The 17,412-nt window shown below is 59.4% G+C and carries 17 protein-coding genes; 5 read left to right on the top strand and 12 right to left on the bottom strand.

All coding sequences use genetic code 11. The features are described 5' to 3' along the window. The 3 genes from arsC to ASD36_RS18715 all read left to right on the top strand — a co-directional run bounded on the left by arsC (nucleotide 1) and on the right by ASD36_RS18715 (nucleotide 1,789). A complete protein-coding gene (gene arsC / locus ASD36_RS18725) occupies nucleotides 1-423 on the top strand; it encodes an arsenate reductase (glutaredoxin) (protein WP_060505855.1) in 423 nt (140 codons plus the stop codon). After that, nucleotides 380-1,126, top strand: coding sequence for an arsenical resistance protein ArsH (gene arsH, locus ASD36_RS18720; protein ID WP_060505856.1), 747 nt, complete (start codon nucleotides 380-382; stop codon nucleotides 1,124-1,126). The genes arsC and arsH overlap by 44 nt, the downstream gene beginning before the upstream one ends. Before the next feature lie 81 nt (nucleotides 1,127-1,207). Next, nucleotides 1,208-1,789: a cation transporter gene (locus tag ASD36_RS18715; protein ID WP_060505857.1), complete on the top strand. Its 582-nt coding sequence runs from the start codon at nucleotides 1,208-1,210 to the stop codon at nucleotides 1,787-1,789. A gap of 86 nt (nucleotides 1,790-1,875) precedes the next feature. Here ASD36_RS18715 and ASD36_RS18710 read toward each other — a convergent pair whose 3' ends face one another. Next, entirely contained in the window at nucleotides 1,876-2,682 is an 807-nt protein-coding gene (locus ASD36_RS18710; RefSeq protein WP_060505858.1) for a sulfite exporter TauE/SafE family protein, read from the bottom strand. 37 nt (nucleotides 2,683-2,719) lie between these two features. Beyond that, nucleotides 2,720-3,586: an ATP-binding protein gene (locus ASD36_RS18705; RefSeq protein WP_060505859.1), complete on the bottom strand. Its 867-nt coding sequence runs from the start codon at nucleotides 3,584-3,586 to the stop codon at nucleotides 2,720-2,722. A 282-nt stretch (nucleotides 3,587-3,868) separates the two neighbouring features. On the opposite strand from ASD36_RS18705, the gene ASD36_RS30715 reads away from it, so the two are divergent. Beyond that, nucleotides 3,869-4,045, top strand: a complete 177-nt coding sequence (locus tag ASD36_RS30715; RefSeq protein WP_156393889.1) for a hypothetical protein — start codon at nucleotides 3,869-3,871, stop codon at nucleotides 4,043-4,045. Nucleotides 4,046-4,094: 49 nt separating this feature from the next. Here ASD36_RS30715 and ASD36_RS18700 read toward each other — a convergent pair whose 3' ends face one another. The 10 genes from ASD36_RS18700 to ASD36_RS18655 form a co-directional block, all read right to left on the bottom strand. Next, nucleotides 4,095-5,294 (bottom strand): hypothetical protein, encoded by a 1,200-nt coding sequence (locus ASD36_RS18700; protein ID WP_244482314.1) that lies wholly within the window; start codon nucleotides 5,292-5,294, stop codon nucleotides 4,095-4,097. 44 nt (nucleotides 5,295-5,338) lie between these two features. Next, nucleotides 5,339-6,301 (bottom strand): DUF2950 domain-containing protein, encoded by a 963-nt coding sequence (locus ASD36_RS18695; protein ID WP_060505860.1) that lies wholly within the window; start codon nucleotides 6,299-6,301, stop codon nucleotides 5,339-5,341. 24 nt (nucleotides 6,302-6,325) lie between these two features. Beyond that, on the bottom strand, nucleotides 6,326-7,684 hold the full coding sequence (locus tag ASD36_RS18690) for a DUF3300 domain-containing protein (RefSeq protein WP_060505861.1): 1,359 nt from the start codon (nucleotides 7,682-7,684) through the stop codon (nucleotides 6,326-6,328). 376 nt (nucleotides 7,685-8,060) lie between these two features. Beyond that, the gene (locus tag ASD36_RS18685) at nucleotides 8,061-9,494 is read right to left on the bottom strand and encodes an FAD-binding oxidoreductase (RefSeq protein ID WP_060505862.1); all 1,434 of its coding nucleotides are present in this window, start codon (nucleotides 9,492-9,494) and stop codon (nucleotides 8,061-8,063) included. Nucleotides 9,495-9,647: 153 nt separating this feature from the next. After that, nucleotides 9,648-10,409 (bottom strand): ABC transporter ATP-binding protein, encoded by a 762-nt coding sequence (locus tag ASD36_RS18680; RefSeq protein ID WP_060505863.1) that lies wholly within the window; start codon nucleotides 10,407-10,409, stop codon nucleotides 9,648-9,650. After that, entirely contained in the window at nucleotides 10,406-11,239 is an 834-nt protein-coding gene (locus tag ASD36_RS18675; RefSeq protein WP_060505864.1) for an ABC transporter ATP-binding protein, read from the bottom strand. The genes ASD36_RS18680 and ASD36_RS18675 overlap by 4 nt, the downstream gene beginning before the upstream one ends. Beyond that, complete coding sequence (locus tag ASD36_RS18670; RefSeq protein ID WP_060505865.1) at nucleotides 11,236-12,171, bottom strand: ABC transporter permease; 936 nt, start codon at nucleotides 12,169-12,171, stop codon at nucleotides 11,236-11,238. The genes ASD36_RS18675 and ASD36_RS18670 overlap by 4 nt, the downstream gene beginning before the upstream one ends. Continuing rightward, nucleotides 12,168-13,229: an ABC transporter permease gene (locus tag ASD36_RS18665; RefSeq protein ID WP_060506072.1), complete on the bottom strand. Its 1,062-nt coding sequence runs from the start codon at nucleotides 13,227-13,229 to the stop codon at nucleotides 12,168-12,170. Before ASD36_RS18665 ends, ASD36_RS18670 begins: the two co-directional genes overlap by 4 nt. Before the next feature lie 20 nt (nucleotides 13,230-13,249). Next, entirely contained in the window at nucleotides 13,250-14,893 is a 1,644-nt protein-coding gene (locus tag ASD36_RS18660; RefSeq protein ID WP_060505866.1) for an ABC transporter substrate-binding protein, read from the bottom strand. A 47-nt stretch (nucleotides 14,894-14,940) separates the two neighbouring features. Continuing rightward, on the bottom strand, nucleotides 14,941-15,996 hold the full coding sequence (locus tag ASD36_RS18655; RefSeq protein ID WP_060505867.1) for a dipeptidase: 1,056 nt from the start codon (nucleotides 15,994-15,996) through the stop codon (nucleotides 14,941-14,943). A gap of 358 nt (nucleotides 15,997-16,354) precedes the next feature. Between ASD36_RS18655 and ASD36_RS18650 the strand changes: the two genes are divergently transcribed. Beyond that, nucleotides 16,355-17,398, top strand: a complete 1,044-nt coding sequence (locus ASD36_RS18650; protein ID WP_060505868.1) for a DUF4105 domain-containing protein — start codon at nucleotides 16,355-16,357, stop codon at nucleotides 17,396-17,398. Nucleotides 17,399-17,412 lie beyond the last annotated feature (14 nt).

Raw genomic sequence — 17,412 nt, 5'->3', positions numbered from 1 at the left:
ATGGACGTCAAGATCTACCACAATCCCGCCTGCGGGACTTCAAGGAACACGCTGGAGATGATCCGCAACGCTGGCATCGAGCCGACGGTGATCGAGTATCTCAAAACCCCGCCGTCGCGCGAGGAGCTGGCGAAGATGATCTCCGATGCCGGCCTTTCTGTTCGAGAGGCGATCCGGGAGAAGGGAACGCCATACGAAGAGCTTGGTCTCGACGACCCGGCGCTCACGGATGACCAGTTGCTCGATGCCATGCTGAAGCATCCGATCCTCATCAACCGGCCGTTCGTCGTCACGCCGCTCGGCACTCGCCTCAGCCGCCCGTCGGAAGTCGTGCTCGACATCCTGCCCGACACCCACAAGGGCGCCTTCACGAAGGAAGATGGCGAGCGGGTTCTCGACAAGGAGGGAAAGCGCATTGTCTGAAGGATTCCCGGCTCTCGATGAAAGTCATCTCCGCCAGCCCGATCTCGACACCCTTCGTCCGTCGTTCTCCGCGCACAAGCCTCGGATCCTGATCCTCTATGGATCGATCCGTGAGGTCTCGTACAGCCGGCTGCTCGCCCACGAATCCCGTCGCCTGCTGGAGCGTCTCGGATGCGAAGTCAGAGTATTCGATCCGAAGGGGCTTCCGCTGCCGGACGATGCACCCGTCAGCCACCCCAAGGTTCAGGAACTCAGGGAGCTGTCAGAATGGTCCGAGGGGCAGGTCTGGGTCAGCCCGGAGCGCCACGGCGCGATGACCGGCGTTATGAAGTCCCAGATCGACTGGATTCCCTTGGCGGTCGGGTCGGTTCGCCCGACGCAAAGCAAGACGCTTGCGGTGATGCAGGTATCGGGCGGCAGCCAGTCGTTCAACGCCATCGGCCAGCTTCGAATCCTCGGTCGCTGGATGCGGATGATCACCATCCCGAACCAGTCGTCGGTCGCCAAGGCGTTTCAGGAGTTCGACGCGGACGGGCGGATGAAGCCGTCGTCCTACTACGACCGCGTCGTCGACGTCTGCGAGGAGCTCGTGAAGTTCACGCTGCTGACCCGCGACGCCTCGTCGTATCTGACCGACCGCTACAGCGAACGGAAGGAGGACGCCGCCAAGCTGGAGCAGCGGGTGAAGTTGAAGTCCATCTGACGCTTCCTTGTGCTGCACCCCTTGACTGCGGTCAGAGCGGGAAGCAGAACCTGACCGACGCAGTAGCAGGAGCAACGGGTTATGGATCAAGGAATTCGGCGGATCGTACTAATCGTCGCGCTGGCGAACCTGGCATATTTCAGCATCGAATTCGTTGTTGCACTCAGAATTGGATCTGCATCGCTTTTTGCGGACAGCGCTGACTTCTTCGAGGACGCGTCCGTCAATCTGTTGATTTTCGTGGCCATGGCCTGGTCGGCAAGAAATAGGGCGCGTGCTGGCATGGCCATGGCGGTCATCCTGCTCCTTCCGGCGGTCGCGTTCCTGTGGACAGCGTGGAATAAGTTCGAAGTCCCTATTCCTCCAGAACCGTTCGCACTGGGTCTGACAGGGCTCGGGGCACTCGTCGTTAACGTATCGTGCGCCTATCTTCTGGCGGCTTACCGCAATGCCGGAGGATCGCTAACCAAGGCCGCGTTTCTATCCGCTCGCAACGATGCGTTCGCCAACGTCGCGATCATCGCGGCGGGAGCGGTCACGTTCTACCTATGGCGCTCGCCGTGGCCAGACCTCATTGTGGGCTTCGGTATAGCTTGGATGAACCTGGATGCAGCGAAGGAAGTTTGGGTGGCGGCGCACGAAGAGCATCGGGCCGTGGCGTAACGACCTAACTGACCGACCGCTACGGCGAGAGGAAGGAAGACGCCGTAAAGATCGAGAAGCGAGTGCAGTTGAAGTCGATCTGATGTCTACTTGTGTCGCCAGACCTTCACGGCGGACAGCAGAAGGATCACCGCCAAAGCCGGAAGCAGAAACGCGTTGGGCACGATGCCAAGCAGCCGCCCCCCGATGAAGGTTCCCACGATCGAGCCAGCGGCCATGACGATCAAGAACGCCTTGTTACGTCCGAGCACGGAGAAGCTCTGATCCTGGCTGTATCGGGTGAACCCCACAAGCATCGTCGGCAGGCTGACGGCAAGCGACAGCGATCCTGCCAGCTTTATGTCGACTCCGAACAGAAGCACGAGGGTCGGGATCAACAGTTCCCCGCCCGCCACTCCGAGCAACGCAGCGACGATGCCAATTCCGAAACCGGCTGCGATGCCCGCGATCAGTTGGGCAACGCCCGTCAGCAGCGGCTGCCCCGAGGTCGCGTCGTGGCCGACGATGAGAATGATCGCGATCGCGACCAACAGCGCGGAGATCACCTTGTAAAGGGTCTCCGAGCGAAGGCGGGTCGCCCATCCTGCGCCTAACCAGGCGCCCGCGAGACTGCCGGCAAGCAGATTGACCACGATCTCCCAGTGGGAGCCGATCTCGCTGAACGGAACAGTCTCGGCACGAAACGGCAGCGCAGTCGCAACGACGACCAGGCTCATGGCCTTGTTGAGGATGACTGCCTCCAGAGCGGCGAAATTGAAGATGCCGATCAGGAGAGGAAGGCGGAATTCGGCTCCGCCCAGTCCGATGAGACCGCCCAACGCACCGATGACCGCGCCACCGAAGAAGGCGGCGGGCTTGCTGCGATCCACTGGCGCATTGGCAGAACCGTCCATGCTCGTTATGTTCCCCGCGATATCACGTCGAGAAGTCTTATGCTGACAAGCCAGACCGCATGCAAGTGGTGTTCGACGGAAGAGGTGACACTAGCCCAGAATCGCTCGCATGAGCATCGTCGCGAGACCCGAAAGCGTCGACCTCGTCGATGAACAGGATTGCCGGCGCCGCATCTCTGGCTTCCTTGAAATTCTTCTGCATCGCCTTCAGGAAGTCGTTGAGGTATCCCTTCGCCTGCCACTTGGCGTACGAGGTGGCGATCAGCTTGACCCGGCATGAAGCAGCGAGGGCCCGGGCGAACATCGTCTTGCCCGTTCCGGGCGGTCCGGACAGAAGCACTCCCTTGTCGACGTCCTCCCAGGTGATCGCACCCGCGCGCCAGTCGGCGAGATCGTGCGCAAGTTCAAGGCCCCACTCCTTGGCTTCGCCGTAGCCCTCCATTTCTTCGAGACGGATATCCGAGAGCGCTTCGGGATCCTTCGTCTGCCTTGGTGCTGACGGCTCCTCCTGCGACATCTTTTCCAGAATTGCGAACACCCGCGAGATTGGCCGACCGCGTGTCATTGCAAGCTTCAGGCGCTTCCAGTTGGATTTTGCGAGGGACTCCGCCTGCTGCTCGGTGACACCGATGCCGTATGCCCAGCGAACCACGCCACGCACCAAGCGACTGTCGGGCGGCGGCACCTGGACGATTGCGTCGAGAGAGTGTCGGAGATCTGACGGGACTGCTTCTGCCGACTTGAAGAGGATGATCGTCTTCGTGTTCTGCAGCATGTCCAGCACCGACTCGATCGAGGATTCGGCCTTCTCGTCATCAAAGGCCCTAACCTGATCCCGGAAGCGGAAATCGAGTTCGCGGTCAACGAGTACGAGCGCCGCCCGGATAGCCGCCTGAGCCCGCAATGAAGCTTGCTATCCGGCCAAGCTTATCCAGCTCGACTTCGGAAAGGTTCCGGAAGACCGCAAGGGCTTCTTCCGGGGAGTAATGCTCTTCGTCAGGCTGTCCCACCTGCTCCTCCGCTTATTCTTGCTCATGTGTCGACCTCCTCCTTGATCTTCACTCTGTTTGCGCGCGGCCACGTAGATTCCGACAAAACTTTTTTCGTGTCGGAATCGTCGGCGTCGCACGCAACCAATGTGGACGAACGTGTCCTCCCAAACTCTATCAACTAGGAATCACAGACCATGACTATCGAACATCAGGAAACTGGCCGCGGCAAGAACACCGACATCGAAATCGCCGGGCTCGACCTCAACTTCCACGCTTTTGCGCTGGATATGGGGGTCACCCCGCCTTCAGTCCGCACTTACGCTAATCGCGTCCGAACTTCGGACATGCTCTCGGAGACTTTCTTCAATTAAATCAATTGGCGGAAATCCGGACTTATGTGCCGCTCTAAAATTTTGATGATCACAGCAGCAGCAACTTCTTTACCAGGTCGAACACATCCTTGAACGGTACCCGCGTCGATGCGACGATCGCGAACGGGAGAAGTGCCGCCGCTGAAACAGGGATCACTGCGGCGCGGTTCATCAGCAAGGTTGATAGCTTGCGCGTGGTATCGAACTGCTTTGAAGGATCCACGACGTCCTGAAATTGCTCGGCTTCGGCTACGTTGTTGGCAACAACGTTGAAGCCTGTAAGCTTGCGCTCCGACAGCCGATGATACTGCGTTGCCTGGGCGCCGAGAACAACCAGCGTCGCCTTCTTGAGATCGCTGAGAGGCTTGGAAAAGGCAGAAAGCGGAAAAGCGAACAGCGCCAATACGATCAGCAGCCAGCTAACCATCAAAATGGTGATGTTCGTCATCGATGCTGTTTCATGCAACAGGTTCTGGCCAACTGCGGCGGCAACGGCGCAGCTCATGCCGAAGATGAACGTGGCATAGGCGTTTGGATAATCCCCCAGAAATCCCAGACCGGCGCGGCCGTCCGGATGCGTCGAGACCAGCCGCAATTCCAGTCGCGCCAGTTTCCGCAGGAGCAGCGACCAGACGAAATGACGCCAAAGCCCGCGCATGACGAGAAACCAGAACAGGGGCATGCTGACAATGACGAACCACCAGCCCGCCAGGGTGATCGAGTTTGCTCCCGGCGCTGCTGCGACAGCCCAGCTTGACGTGTCGACCGTCAGCAGGTGCCGAAGCGCAATGCCCGCAGCGATGATTGCATTGACGAGGCAGACAGCTTCCGCGACGCGGGAATCGCGCCGCTTCAGCGCCTGATTGACGGCTTGTGCTGCTTGCGAAAGGGAAGACGGCGCAACGATCGGCGCCACCGTCACCTGCTGCAGCTTCGCCCGCAAGCGTTGCTCAACCTGTTGCTCAGCCAGCATGAACGCACCGATCGCGACGAAAAATTTCGCCCAGGCGCCCGCATCCAATAGATATGGCAGGCCGTTTGCGGCATCAAACGACAGACTGTGCGGCAGGCCGAGCAGAAGCGGCACCAACCAGGCGAGCCCGATAAAGATCACGGCACGTCTGCCAACTTGCAAGGTGCGCTCTTGCAAAAGACCGAGCCTCGACTGCAGCTCATAAAAGGGACCGCCACGGGAGGCGAGGAAATCAGCGACCGTTTCCGGTTGGTGGTCAACCTGCACATCATTCATCGAGACAGTCTCTCCGCGCATGTCTGCCATCGGGTTCAGGGAGTTCAGTCTGACGTTACGGTCCAGTTGTCATCCGGATTGAACGTGTTGATCCCTGCAGCCATCTTCGCAGTGTCAGCCCCCAGGTCTGCCTGATAGACGATGCCATTGGCATTGACCTCGAACGTATGGATACCCGTCTCGCCATAGCGGATCGGCCACGCAATCAACGCAAACCCGGCGATCATGTTGCCATTGATGATGTAGTCGAATTTACCGCCGGCAATGTTCGGGCCTTGGCTGGTCAAAATCTTGTAGTAATAGCCGAAATATCCTGCGCCCGCTTTCGCCTTGCTCAGCACCGCCTCACTTTTAAACGCGTCGCCTGCCGGGCTATCACCAACGCCGACATCCGGTGCCCAATACAGCCCGTCGGTCTTGCCATCACTGCTGATCAGTTTCTGGGCGTATTCGAGAACGCCGTCATCATCATGATCGACGGAAGAATATTCATGCTGGGCATCAACATAGGCACGCATCGTCGCAATGGCCTGCAGTTCATTCTCTCCGACACGGCGGTTAATGATTTCTTCAAACCCGGCATAGGTGTCGAACGACCACTTGCCGTCCGTTCCCTTGACAATGGGGAATGGCAGCGGCCACAGCCTCTCACCGATATCGAGGATCTTGCGGCCGTCGATATCCTGGATGACGACTTGTTTCTTTGCCCCATCGCGGATCTCGGCGTAGGTGTCCATCACCCCTTCACCCGCCTTTGCCTTTGCCGGATCAAGGCCGAGCAGCGTTGCAAGCTTGCCGAAATCATCCGCCGCGAGCGCGGCCTTGAAGGCATCGACTGCCTGCTCCGGCGTATCGAAGACAGGCGGATCATTCGGAGAGGCAAAGCTCGCAATGATACTTGCCTCGGACGGTTCTGCGGCGAAAGCTGAAACAGCAATAGATGCGTCCCCCATGAGCAGTGCGGCAAACACCGAACCCAGGAGCATGCTTTTGACTGACTTGGTCATAACGGTCTTCCTTGTCCCTGGGATTTAGCGATGACGTCCGCCGCCGCGGGGCATTTGCCGATGCCCGCCGCCGCCACGGTTACCGCCACCCATGGCCTGCCTGCCGCGATCGGACTGCATCTGCGTGCGCCGACCATTGTCGACTTGGCCGAGCGCGGATGGTTTCGCCGCCCGATTGTCAGCCCGCGCCGCAGGCTTCGGCCGCGAGACCGGGCGGTCGAAATTGGCCTTATTCTTGATGTCGCCCGCAGGCTTGTTCAGCTTGCCGCCATCCGGCTTGCGGTTCTGAACCGCCTGGCCCGGCCGGTTGCCTGCCGGGTTGCCGATCTTGTCGCGATTGATCCTGTCTGCATCGATCTTGCTGTTGCGGACATCCTTAACGCTAATGTTTCCCGGCTTGTTGCGGATATTTGCGGCACGATCGTTGCCGATCACATTGGCCTTTGCCTTGAGGTCGTTGCCGCCATCCGCCTTGATGCTGTTCCTGAAGGAGGTGTTATCCAATTTGTTGAACTGGTTTTTGTCGAACTTGATCTTGCTGCGGTCGACATTCTTCCAATCGACGTCGTTGATGTTCACCCGGCCATTGATGTTGTTGAAGCATTGGTTGCAATCAATGTCGACGTCACCTTTCCAACGGCCGCCCCAGACACCCCAGTCGTCCCAGTCGACCACGGAGGCCCAGATTGCCCCCGTAACAGCACCTGCGAAAAAAGTGGCTGTCGGGTAGTAGTAGTTCGGATAGGGATCGGGATAATAACTGATGGGAGCTGCGGCATAGCCCGGCTCATACAGCATCTCGGGCGCATATTGCGGGACGTAGACCTTTTCCGGGTTGGCGGAGACGATAACGACTTTGTCATTCTCCTCACTCACCTTGATCTTGTCGTCACTCTTGATGATGCCGTTAGCGACCGCCTTGTCGCGTAGTTGCTGGATGGCGATCAGCACATCCTTCTGCTGATAGGACAGCGCCCCGCCCAACGACTGTGTCCAGTCCAGATCTTCGCTCATCATCTTGACGATATCGGGATAATTCAGCAGCGAGACGATACTGCCGTCCCAACTCGCCTTCGGCTTGAGCTTGGCATCCTTCTTGAGGTCATCGAGGTAACGTGCCGCTTCGATGACCTGCAACGGATAGAGCGAGGCGGATGATATCACTGCGACGAGTTCATCGGGGTAAAGCGCGATGCGGGCAACCAGTACCTCAAGCTCATCTTCACTCAAGGGCGCCGGCGTATCGTCTGCCGCTGCCGCAGTGTCCGCAGAGGCAGCCTCCTGTGCCAGGGCGACGGACATGATGATGGGCGAAAAAGACAATCCAGTAAGAGCGATCAGGCATACGCCCGCTGCAAGGAGCACTCCATAAGGTCGAGGCATAATGGCAATCCCTTGTATATGTCGGACTTCTCTCAAAGATTAGACGGGCTGGCCTTCCCTGTATCATTCAACGCCTGGCACGATGAATGCAAAGCTCCGTTTATTGCCCTTGGCCGGCTGTCTGTAGTGAACGCGGTCAAAACCTAAGACCTAACCGCAGAAGATATTGAGACCTGCAATAGTTGCAACATCTTTCCTTCACTCTTGAAAAGATATTTCTATCTCGAATTTTAACAGGGAATTGCCGTGTCAGAACTGCCGTTAACGGACGGCAGGCGCAAAGAGCGGACAGCACGGCAGCCGTCGAAGAATGCAGGCTGCCGGTTGGTCGGATGAGCTGGCGCATCCACTTCAAGAAGGGAGTGTCTCCTTCAGACTACCCCGCCTGCCCTTTCGGCTTCACATTCTGGTTCAGACGAAACAGATTGTCGGGATCGTATCGCCGTTTGATCTCGCCGAGCCGCTGATAGTTGCCGCCATAGGCGGCAGCGACGCGGTCGCCCTCGTCTTCCGGCATGAAGTTGATATAGGCCGTCCCGGCAGAATGGGGTTTTGCCGCCTCGAAGAGCTGGCGCGCCCAGCCAATGCAGGCCGCGTCCATCGCCGGTTCGCGCCAGCGGGCATGCACATTCATGACGAAATGTGAGTTCCGCTGCGGGAAAGCGGTGGCATCAGCCGCGATGCGGCCAGCAGCACCACCGACATGGCCGATGAAGATTTCGCATTCCGGACCCGGAAGCTTGCGGACGGCATCGAGCAGAACAGCAATCGCTGCATCGGAAAGCTCGATGAAATCATGGCTCTTCCAATAGTTACGGGCGCCGGGTGTCAGCAGCGGATCGAATGCCTGCTGCCAGCCGGTAAACGGACTGGGGCCGACGACGTCGGCGATCGGCTTGCCAATCGAGCGTAACCGGGCGGTGGCCGCATCGGCTGATGCAGCGTCGCCGCAGTAGCATATGGCAAGGACCAGCACCTCCTTGCCATGCCACTCCTCGGGCAAAAATGGCAGCGGCGGCGCCTGCCGCATCACTACCCAGCAGGTCAGTTCGTCTGGCGCGGTTTGCAGCGCTTGCCGGTACTGCTCGAGCACTGTTTTCGCGTCGGCGAATGGATGAACGACGAGACCGGCGGTCACCTGCGGGCCAAGTTGATGGAGCTTAAATTCGAAAGCCGTGACAATACCGAAATTACCGCCGCCACCTCTCAATGCCCAGAACAGATCACTGTTTTCCGTCGCACTTGCACGCACCAGATTGCCGTCCGCGGTCACCACATCGGCAGAAACAAAACTGTCGATCGTCAGGCCGAACTTGCGCGTGATCCAGCCGAAACCACCGCCAAGCGTCAGTCCGGCAATGCCCGTCGTGGAATTGATCCCGGTCGGTATCACAAGCCCGAAGGACTGGGTTTCGCTATCGACATCAGCCAGCGTTGCTCCGGGCTCGACCCAGGCCCGTTTTGCCGCAGCATCGACGCGTACGGATTGCATCGGCGACAGGTCGATCATCAGGCCACCGTCACAGACGGCGTTGCCGGCAATATTGTGCCCACCGCCGCGCACTGCGACAAGCAGCTGATTGTCGCGGGCAAAGCGTACGGCCCGTACAACGTCCGCAGCGCCGGCGCATCGCACGATCAGGGCCGGTTTACGGTCGATCATGCCATTCCAGATGGCCCGTACGTCGTCGTAGGACGCGTCGCCGGCATCCAGCACGTCTCCGCGCTGCTGCCACGCAAACGCTTCAATGGCCGCCGCGCTTACGGTCGTCTTTCCTGCCTGCAGATTCATGAGGCTCATATCGTTCATGACATACCCCTCCAAGGTAGACCATGCCCCAGCACTGGTATTTTGCGCCTTTCTAATAAACGGCGCAAGGCGGGTCAGACGGAGATCATCAGGCTAGCACGACCGGTGTGGAGGCGGCGTCACGAGCCGGCACAGCAAGCGCCGGAGTGGGACTCAGGCGATGCTTGCGTCGCGCACAAACCCCTTGCTCGCCACCATCAGGTTCTTGGTGTAATCCTCCTTGAGGCGACCCGCGACCAGATCGGCAGACGACAGCCGCTCGACGACTTTGCCGTTCTTCATCACGGCCAACCGCTCGCACATATGCGTGACGACGCCGAGGTCGTGGCTGACCATGATGTAGGTGAGCTTGCGATCGCGGCGGACCTGTTCAAGGAGGTTGAGGACTTCGGCCTGAACGGACGCATCGAGCGCCGAGGTCGGCTCATCAAGCAGCATAATCTGCGGTTCGATGATCAATGCCCTTGCAATCGCAATACGCTGGCGTTGGCCGCCGGACAACTGGTGCGAATAGCGGAAGCGGAACGACGAGCCGAGACCGACTTCATCCAGCGCCCGCAAAATGCGCTTTTCGGCATCGGCAATACCGTGAACGGCCAGCGGTTCCTGCAACAGCCGGTCAACCGTCTGGCGCGGATGCAGCGAGCCGTAGGGGTCCTGAAACACCATCTGAACCTGTCGATAGAACGTCTTGTCGCGGCGCTTGACGTCAAGCGGCTTGCCGTCAAGCACGATCCGCCCCGACGCCACCGGCGAAAGCCCTGCGATAGCGCGCAACAGCGTCGATTTTCCGGAGCCGGATTCACCGACAAGACCGAAGGATTCGCCCGGCGCGACATCGATGCTGACAGCGTCGAGCGCCAGAAAATCGTCATAGGCGACGGTCAGGTTTTCAGCGGAAACGATCGCGGTCATAGTGCCCACTCCGGCTGGCGGTCGAGCACGGGCAGCGGATGTCGGTTGGTGCCGAGCGCCGGCATGCAGTTGAGTAGCCCCTGCGTATAGGGATGCTTGGCATTGCCGAGATCGGACGCTGCCAGTTCCTCGACGATCTTGCCCGCATACATGACGATGACGCGGTCGCAGAAGGACGAGACCAGCCGAAGGTCATGCGAAATGAAGATCAGGCCCATGCCGCGTTCGGCAACGAGCTTGTCGAGAATACCGAGCACCTCCAGCTGCACAGTCACATCGAGCGCCGAGGTCGGTTCGTCGGCAACCAGCAGTTCGGGACCGGCAATCAGCATCATCGCGATCATCGCTCGCTGGCCCATGCCACCGGACACCTCGTGCGGATGAAGATCGAAGACCCGACCCGCATCACGGATCTGAACGGCCTCGAGCATGGCGATAGCCCGGTCGCGAGCCTCGCGCTTGCTGACATTTTCATGTGTGCGCAGCGTCTCGACGATCTGGCGGCCGATGCTCATCACCGGGTTAAGTGAGTACTTCGGATCCTGCAGGATCATCGCGACGCGGTTGCCGCGCAGATTTCGGCGGACCTTCGGCGGAGCCGTCAACAGGTCGATGCCGTCGAAGTTCAACGTCTTTGCCGAAATCTTCGCATGCGCCGGCGTCAGGCCCATGATCGCCCTGCCCGTTTGTGATTTCCCGGAGCCGCTTTCGCCGACAATGCCCAGCCGTTCGCGCCCAAGCGTAAACGACACACCGCGCACCGCCTCGATCACACCGGTGCGGGTGGGAAACGAGACCCTGAGATCATCAACCGTCAGCATCGTGCTCATTGGCCACTCTCCCGTGGGTCGAGCGCGTCGCGCAGGCCATCGCCCAGCAGATTGAAGCCGAGGCTGACGATCAGGATGGCGATGCCGGGCATGGTGGCAACCCACCACTGGTCGAGAATGAAGCGGCGGCCGGACGCAATCATCGCGCCCCATTCCGGCAGCGGCGGCTGTGCGCCGAGGCCGAGGAAACCGAGGCCGGCGGCGGTCAGGATGATGCCGGCCATGTCAAGCGTCACACGCACGATCAGCGACGACGTGCACATCGGCATGACGTGCCGGAGCACGATGCGGAATGGCGAAGCGCCCATCAGCCGGACGGCAGCGATATAATCGGAATTGCGCACGCTCAGCGTTTCGGCCCGGGCGATACGGGCATAGGGCGGCCACGATGTAATGGCGATGGCGATGATGGCATTCTGGATACCCGGCCCCATGGCGGCGACAAAGGCGAGCGCCAGCACCAGCTTCGGAAACGCGAGGAAAATGTCGGTGATCCGCATCAAGACGGCATCGACCCAGCCACCGGCATAGCCGGAGATGGCGCCAACCAGAAGGCCGATCGGGGCCGCAATGATTGCCACGAGCACGATGACCAGCAGCGTCAGCCGCGATCCGTGCAGCAGGCGCGAGAGGATATCCCGGCCCTGATCGTCGGTGCCAAGCAGATAGCCGGGGCTTCCCGGCGGCAAAAGCCGTGCCCCGCCGAGATCGCCGATGACTGGCGAGTGCGGCGCCAGGACGTCGGCAAAGATGGCGACGAGAATGAGCAACAGGATGATGCAGAGACCGGCAACGGCCAGCTTGTTGGCGGAAAACCGCTGCCAGGTCATGTAGGCCCGGCCAAGACGCGCCTGTAGGCGCGATTGCGGCCTGTCGGACATCAGCCATTGGCGGCGGGTCATGGGCGTGGTCTGGAGGCTCGACTGGCTCATCGCGCGCGCGTCCTCGGGTCAAGTGTCCGGTAGAGAAGATCGGACAGGATATTGATGGCGATGAAGACGGAACCGATGACGATGGTGCCGCCCAGAACCGCGTTCATGTCGGCATTCTGCAGCGAATTGGTGATGTAGAGCCCAAGCCCCGGCCATGCGAACACCGTTTCGGTCAGCACCGAGCCTTCGAGAAGCCCGGCATAGGAGAGCGCAATCACCGTCACCAGCGGCACTGCCGCGTTGCGAAGCGCATGGCCCCAGATGATCCGGGTTTCCGACAGGCCCTTGGCACGCGCCGCAACGATATATTCCTGGCTGAGTTCGTTGAGCATGAAACTGCGGGTCATGCGGCTGATATAGGCAAGCGAGAAATAACCGAGCAGGCTGGCCGGCAGGATGATGTGGCGGAACACATCGCGGAACACATCCCACTGCCCCTGCCAAAGCGAATCCACCAGATAAAGCCCGGTAATCGGCGTGAAACTGTATTCGTAGACGATATCGATACGGCCCGGATAGGCGACCCAGCGCAGCTTGGCATAGAAGAACAGCAGCGACAGCAGCGCCAGCCAGAAGATCGGCACAGAATAGCCGACGAGCCCGACGACACGAACGATCTGGTCGGCGATCGAGCCGCGCTTGACGGCAGCAAGCACACCGAGCGGAACGCCGATCAGGCTGCCGATGATGGTGCCAAGCGTTGCAAGCTCCAGCGTGGCAGGAAACACGCGGCGAATATCGGCCATGACCGGATTGGTTGTTAGTACCGATGTGCCGAAGTTGCCGGTCAGCGCATCACGGACATAGATATAGAACTGTTCATAGAGCGGCTTGTTGAAGCCCATCAGCTCGCGGGTTCGCTCGACGACATGCGCCGGCGCCCGGTCACCGAGAACGGCGAGAACCGGATCGATCGGGATGACGCGGCCGATGAAAAAGGTCACGGCGAGAAGGCCGAGATAGGTCGTGACGATGACGACCAGGAAGCGCAGGACGCTCTTTACCCAGCCGTTGGCACGGGCGCGTGAGCGCCCGGCCGTTGGTGCTGTTTCAGGAATGCTCACCGTCTATCTCGGGCTCAATCCTTGGAGACCGTGAAGACGTAGTTGGTATCGAAGCTCGGACCGAGCTTGAAACCCTTCACGTTACCACGGACACCTGCAACTTCGGTCTGCTGAAAGATGACCACGAACGGGCTCTTTTCCAAGACCTTCTTCTGCAGGTCCTTGTACATGTCGGCGCGCTTGGTTGCGTCCTTTTCGAGGAGCGCAGCCTTGCTCTCCGCTGTCCACTCTGCCGGAACATCCCAGGCATTGCGCCAGGCGAGCGTCTTGTTCTTGCCCTCGTCGGAATTGTCCGGGTTGACGGTGAAGGTTTCAGCGTTCGAATTCGGATCGAAATAATCCTGGCCCCACTGGCCGATATAGATGTCGTGCGTGCGGGCGCGGTATTTGGTCAGCGTCTGCTTGCCGTCGCCGGGGACGATTTCCATCTTGATGTTGGCCTGAGCCAGCGTCTGCTGGATGGATTCGGCGATACCCGTGATCGGCTGCGTATTGCGCACGTCCATGGTTACCGAGAAACCATCGGCAAGACCGGCCTTGGCCAGCAGTTCCTTGGCCTTGGCGACGTCGAGCTTGTAGGGGTTTTCCGGCAGTTCGCCGAGAACGCCCTTCGGCAGGAATGTCTGATGGATTTCGCCGATACCCTTGATCAGGGTCGAGCCGATCGCATCATAGTCGACCAGATATTTGAAGGCTTCTGCCACTTCCGGCTTGGCCAAATTGGCATTCTTCTGGTTGAGGCTGAAGTAATAGACGGTGCCCTTCGGCGCGTTGGTGGTGGCGAGCTCGGCATTCTTCGAAACGGCATCGAAATCGCCCGGCTCGAGGTTGCGCGCCACGTCGATGTCACCGGCTTCTAGCGCCAGACGCTGACCGGAGCTTTCCTTCATGTGGCGGTAGATGACGCGCGCAAGCGGCGTCTTTTCGCCGTAGTAGTTGTCGTTGCGTTCCATGACAACGACTTCGTTGGCGCGCCATTCGCGCAGCTTGAAGGCACCCGAACCGGCATAACCAGTCTTCAGCCATTCATTGCCGAAATCGTTGTCGTACTTGTATTCGGCCGACGGAGTGACCGCAGCCACATGCTCCAACACCAGCTTCTTGTCGACGACGGCGCCGACCGTCGCGGTCAGGCAGTTGAGCACGAAGCTTGGCGCGTAGGCCTTGTCGACGGTGAACGTGAACGTGCTCGCATCCGTCGCCTTCGCCTTTTCCGCAACATTGTCGCCGGTCAGGCCAAACTGGGTGAGAATGAAGGCCGGGCTCTTGTCGAGTTTGACGACGCGTTCGATAGAATAGGCAACATCCTCGGCAGTTACCGGATTGCCGGAGGCAAATTTCGTGTCGGGCTTCAGCTTGAACGTGTAGGTCAGGCCATCATCCGAAACCGTCCAGCTTTCGGCGAGATCCCCAACAACCTTCGACGTATCGTTGATATCGAGGCGGACGAGATAGCTATAGGTATTGGCGGTCACTTCAGCGGTCGACAACTCGAACGCTTCGCCCGGATCCATGCTGATGATGTCGTCGATCGCCCAACCTTCGACCAGCGTATCGGCCGGTGTTTCGGCGAATGCGGGCGCACCCGCCATCAAGATCAGCGACATGGCGGCACCGGCCGTCAACATGCGGACATGCTTGTTCAATGAATGCATCATCTTTCTGTTCCCTTTTTGGAGCCCGTGCTGGGCTTTCTCTTCTTGGTTCAGGCGGCTTCGTGCCAGGCCTGAGCCAAAACCCTCAACCAGTTTTCCCGGCATATTTTTGTCAGTTCGGCGTCACCATATCCGGCGCCTCTGAGAGCAGCAATCAGGTTCTGGTTGCCAGCCGCATCGGTTACGCCTTCCGGAATGGTTGCGCCGTCAAAATCGGATCCAAGTGCCACGCAATCGATGCCCATGCGCTCGACCATGTAATCGATATGGCGCACCATGTCGGAGATCGGCGTATCGGCATTTTCCAACCCGTCGGGCCGCAGCATGGTCGTCGCGTAGTTCAGTCCTGCCAGCCCCTTGCTGTCACGGATCGCATCCAGCTGACGATCTGTCAGGTTGCGGGCAACGGCGGTTAGGGAATGGGCATTGGAATGGCTGGCGATCAACGGCTGGTCGGTGGTTTTCGCCACGTCCCAGAAGCCTTTTTCCGTGATATGGGCCAGATCGATGAGAATGCCGAGACGATTGCACTCGCGCACCAGATCAAAACCGGCGTCCGTCAGGCCTGGGCCGGTGTCCGGCCCCATCGGATAGGCGAACGGCACGCCATGGCCAAAGATGTTGTTGCGGCTCCACACGGGACCAAGCGAACGCAACCCGGCAGCATGAAATGTTTCAAGCGCGGTGAGATCGGCACCGATCGCCTCGCAGCCTTCCATATGCAGTACGGCGGCAAAGATGTCGTTTTCCATCGCGGCGCGGATATCAGCCGTCGAACGGCAAAGCTTCCAAGCACCGGCCCGATCAAGCCGGAGTGCGATGGCGGCAAATTCCAAGGCGATGTCGAGAGAGGGCTGCCGCTCCAGCGGCTCGGATAACTGCGTCGCATAATGACCGTTCTCGTCGGGCGTCTTCAGGACGAGGTGATCGGACGGGATATAGATCGCCGACAATCCGCCGATGAGGCCGCCCTTCCGGGCGCGCGGGCCGTCGATATGACCTTCCGTCGTTCCTTCGGAAAACTCAACAACCGGATCAGCGCCAGTCTTGGCATTGCTCCACAGTCTCAGCAACACATCATTGTGACCGTCGAAAACCGCCTGCATTCAAAAAATCCCGTCCTGCGTAGTAGATCTATCGGCGTCAGCCAATTTTTGTCCGATTGGTCAAGAACGCGATGCTATTCAAACATATGACAAATAACAATGCGGCTCTTGCAAAATTCAACAGGCAAAAAACAATGGTGGTATAACAGCTTAACTGCCCGCATCCGGTGAGGCTGTCGCCATCGCAGAAACGGCCGACATGCGCGCCTGCATCGCCGGAAAATGCGGAAAAACAAAAAAACGATGTCTGTTTGCGGGAAAATCTGGCATTGCAGGATAGGGAAACGAAGGGGGCTGTCATGGACATGAAATGGCACAAAGGGCTTGCAATGCAGGCCGCCATGACAGTTGGCGCACAATGAGCGAACCTGTTCAACGCCCCCGCTTTCACCTCTTGAGCTTCGTTATCCGGGTGATTTCGACCCTCGCCATTCTCGGCTTTGCAGTCTGGGGCGCGATGGCGCTCTTCTATCAGGCGCCCGGCCCGGCTCCTGTGAGAATACTCATCGCTGCAGTTTGGGCCGCCGTTTCGCTTTTCGCACTCTACGCCTATCTGCGCTGGCATCCGCGTCTTGCATCCCTGCTCTATCCGCTGCTGATCGCCGCTCTCCTGTTTTGGTGGAACGCAATACCGGCGAGCAACAGCCGCGACTGGGCAGACGAGGTCGCCCATATCGTCGCAGGCGTCGTCAACGGTCCCGAGGTCACGCTTGCCAATGTCCGCAATTTCGACTGGCGGACATCGACGGACTACACGGCGCGCTGGGAAAACCGCACCTACAACCTCGACAAGCTGGCCTCCGTCGATCTACTCCTGTCCTATTGGTCGAGCCCGGCGATTGCCCATACGCTGGTGTCCTTCGGTTTCGAGGACGGCCAGTTCGTCACGTTTTCAGTGGAAATCCGTAAGGAGCGGACGGAGAGCTTTTCGGAAATCGGCGGATTCTTCAAAGAGTTCGAGATGAGCATCATTGCCGCCGACGAGCGCGATATCGTCAGGGTGCGGACCAATGTCCGCAAGGAAGACGTCTATCTCTACCGCCTCAACATTCCAAAGCCGGCAATGCGGTCGCTTTTCCTGTCCTATGTCGATATCGCCAACGGCCTCAACGAGACCCCGCAATATTACAACACGATCACCGCCAACTGCACGACGATCGTTTTCGCCATGATCAATCACATCGCTTCCGGCGCACTGCCGCTGGATTACCGGCTGATCCTTTCCGGCTACCTGCCTTCCTACATCATCGGCGTAAATGGCTTCACCCCCGGTTTTACGCTGGAACAGCTCGAGAGCGGCGGCGCCATCAGCAAGCGCGCGCAGACGGCAGACAACGCGCCCGACTTCTCCAACCGGATTCGCGAGGGCGTGCCGGGCGTAGCCCCCTTGCCGCAGCCATGATGCGTCTTAAACTG

This window comes from Rhizobium sp. Root1334 (assembly GCF_001426665.1).
In the GTDB taxonomy this organism is placed as follows: Bacteria; Pseudomonadota; Alphaproteobacteria; order Rhizobiales; family Rhizobiaceae; genus Pararhizobium.
Note: the sequence above shows the minus strand (reverse complement) of the source record. Positions and strands in the feature narration are given on the sequence as shown.

Excerpts from the sequence above, each read along its gene's own strand:
- ASD36_RS18680 (WP_060505863.1), bottom strand. The coding sequence starts at position 10,409 with ATGACCGCGATCGTTTCCGCTGAAAACCTGACCGTCGCCTATGACGAT.
- ASD36_RS18660 (WP_060505866.1), bottom strand. The coding sequence starts at position 14,893 with ATGATGCATTCATTGAACAAGCATGTCCGCATGTTGACGGCCGGTGCC.
- ASD36_RS18675 (WP_060505864.1), bottom strand. The coding sequence starts at position 11,239 with ATGAGCACGATGCTGACGGTTGATGATCTCAGGGTCTCGTTTCCCACC.
- ASD36_RS18690 (WP_060505861.1), bottom strand. The coding sequence starts at position 7,684 with ATGCCTCGACCTTATGGAGTGCTCCTTGCAGCGGGCGTATGCCTGATC.
- ASD36_RS18695 (WP_060505860.1), bottom strand. The coding sequence starts at position 6,301 with ATGACCAAGTCAGTCAAAAGCATGCTCCTGGGTTCGGTGTTTGCCGCA.
- ASD36_RS18710 (WP_060505858.1), bottom strand. The coding sequence starts at position 2,682 with ATGGACGGTTCTGCCAATGCGCCAGTGGATCGCAGCAAGCCCGCCGCC.
- ASD36_RS18670 (WP_060505865.1), bottom strand. The coding sequence starts at position 12,171 with ATGAGCCAGTCGAGCCTCCAGACCACGCCCATGACCCGCCGCCAATGG.
- ASD36_RS18685 (WP_060505862.1), bottom strand. The coding sequence starts at position 9,494 with ATGAACGATATGAGCCTCATGAATCTGCAGGCAGGAAAGACGACCGTA.
- ASD36_RS18650 (WP_060505868.1), top strand. The coding sequence starts at position 16,355 with ATGAGCGAACCTGTTCAACGCCCCCGCTTTCACCTCTTGAGCTTCGTT.
- ASD36_RS30715 (WP_156393889.1), top strand. The coding sequence starts at position 3,869 with ATGACTATCGAACATCAGGAAACTGGCCGCGGCAAGAACACCGACATC.
- ASD36_RS18655 (WP_060505867.1), bottom strand. The coding sequence starts at position 15,996 with ATGCAGGCGGTTTTCGACGGTCACAATGATGTGTTGCTGAGACTGTGG.
- ASD36_RS18715 (WP_060505857.1), top strand. The coding sequence starts at position 1,208 with ATGGATCAAGGAATTCGGCGGATCGTACTAATCGTCGCGCTGGCGAAC.
- ASD36_RS18700 (WP_244482314.1), bottom strand. The coding sequence starts at position 5,294 with ATGAATGATGTGCAGGTTGACCACCAACCGGAAACGGTCGCTGATTTC.
- arsH (WP_060505856.1), top strand. The coding sequence starts at position 380 with ATGGCGAGCGGGTTCTCGACAAGGAGGGAAAGCGCATTGTCTGAAGGA.
- arsC (WP_060505855.1), top strand. The coding sequence starts at position 1 with ATGGACGTCAAGATCTACCACAATCCCGCCTGCGGGACTTCAAGGAAC.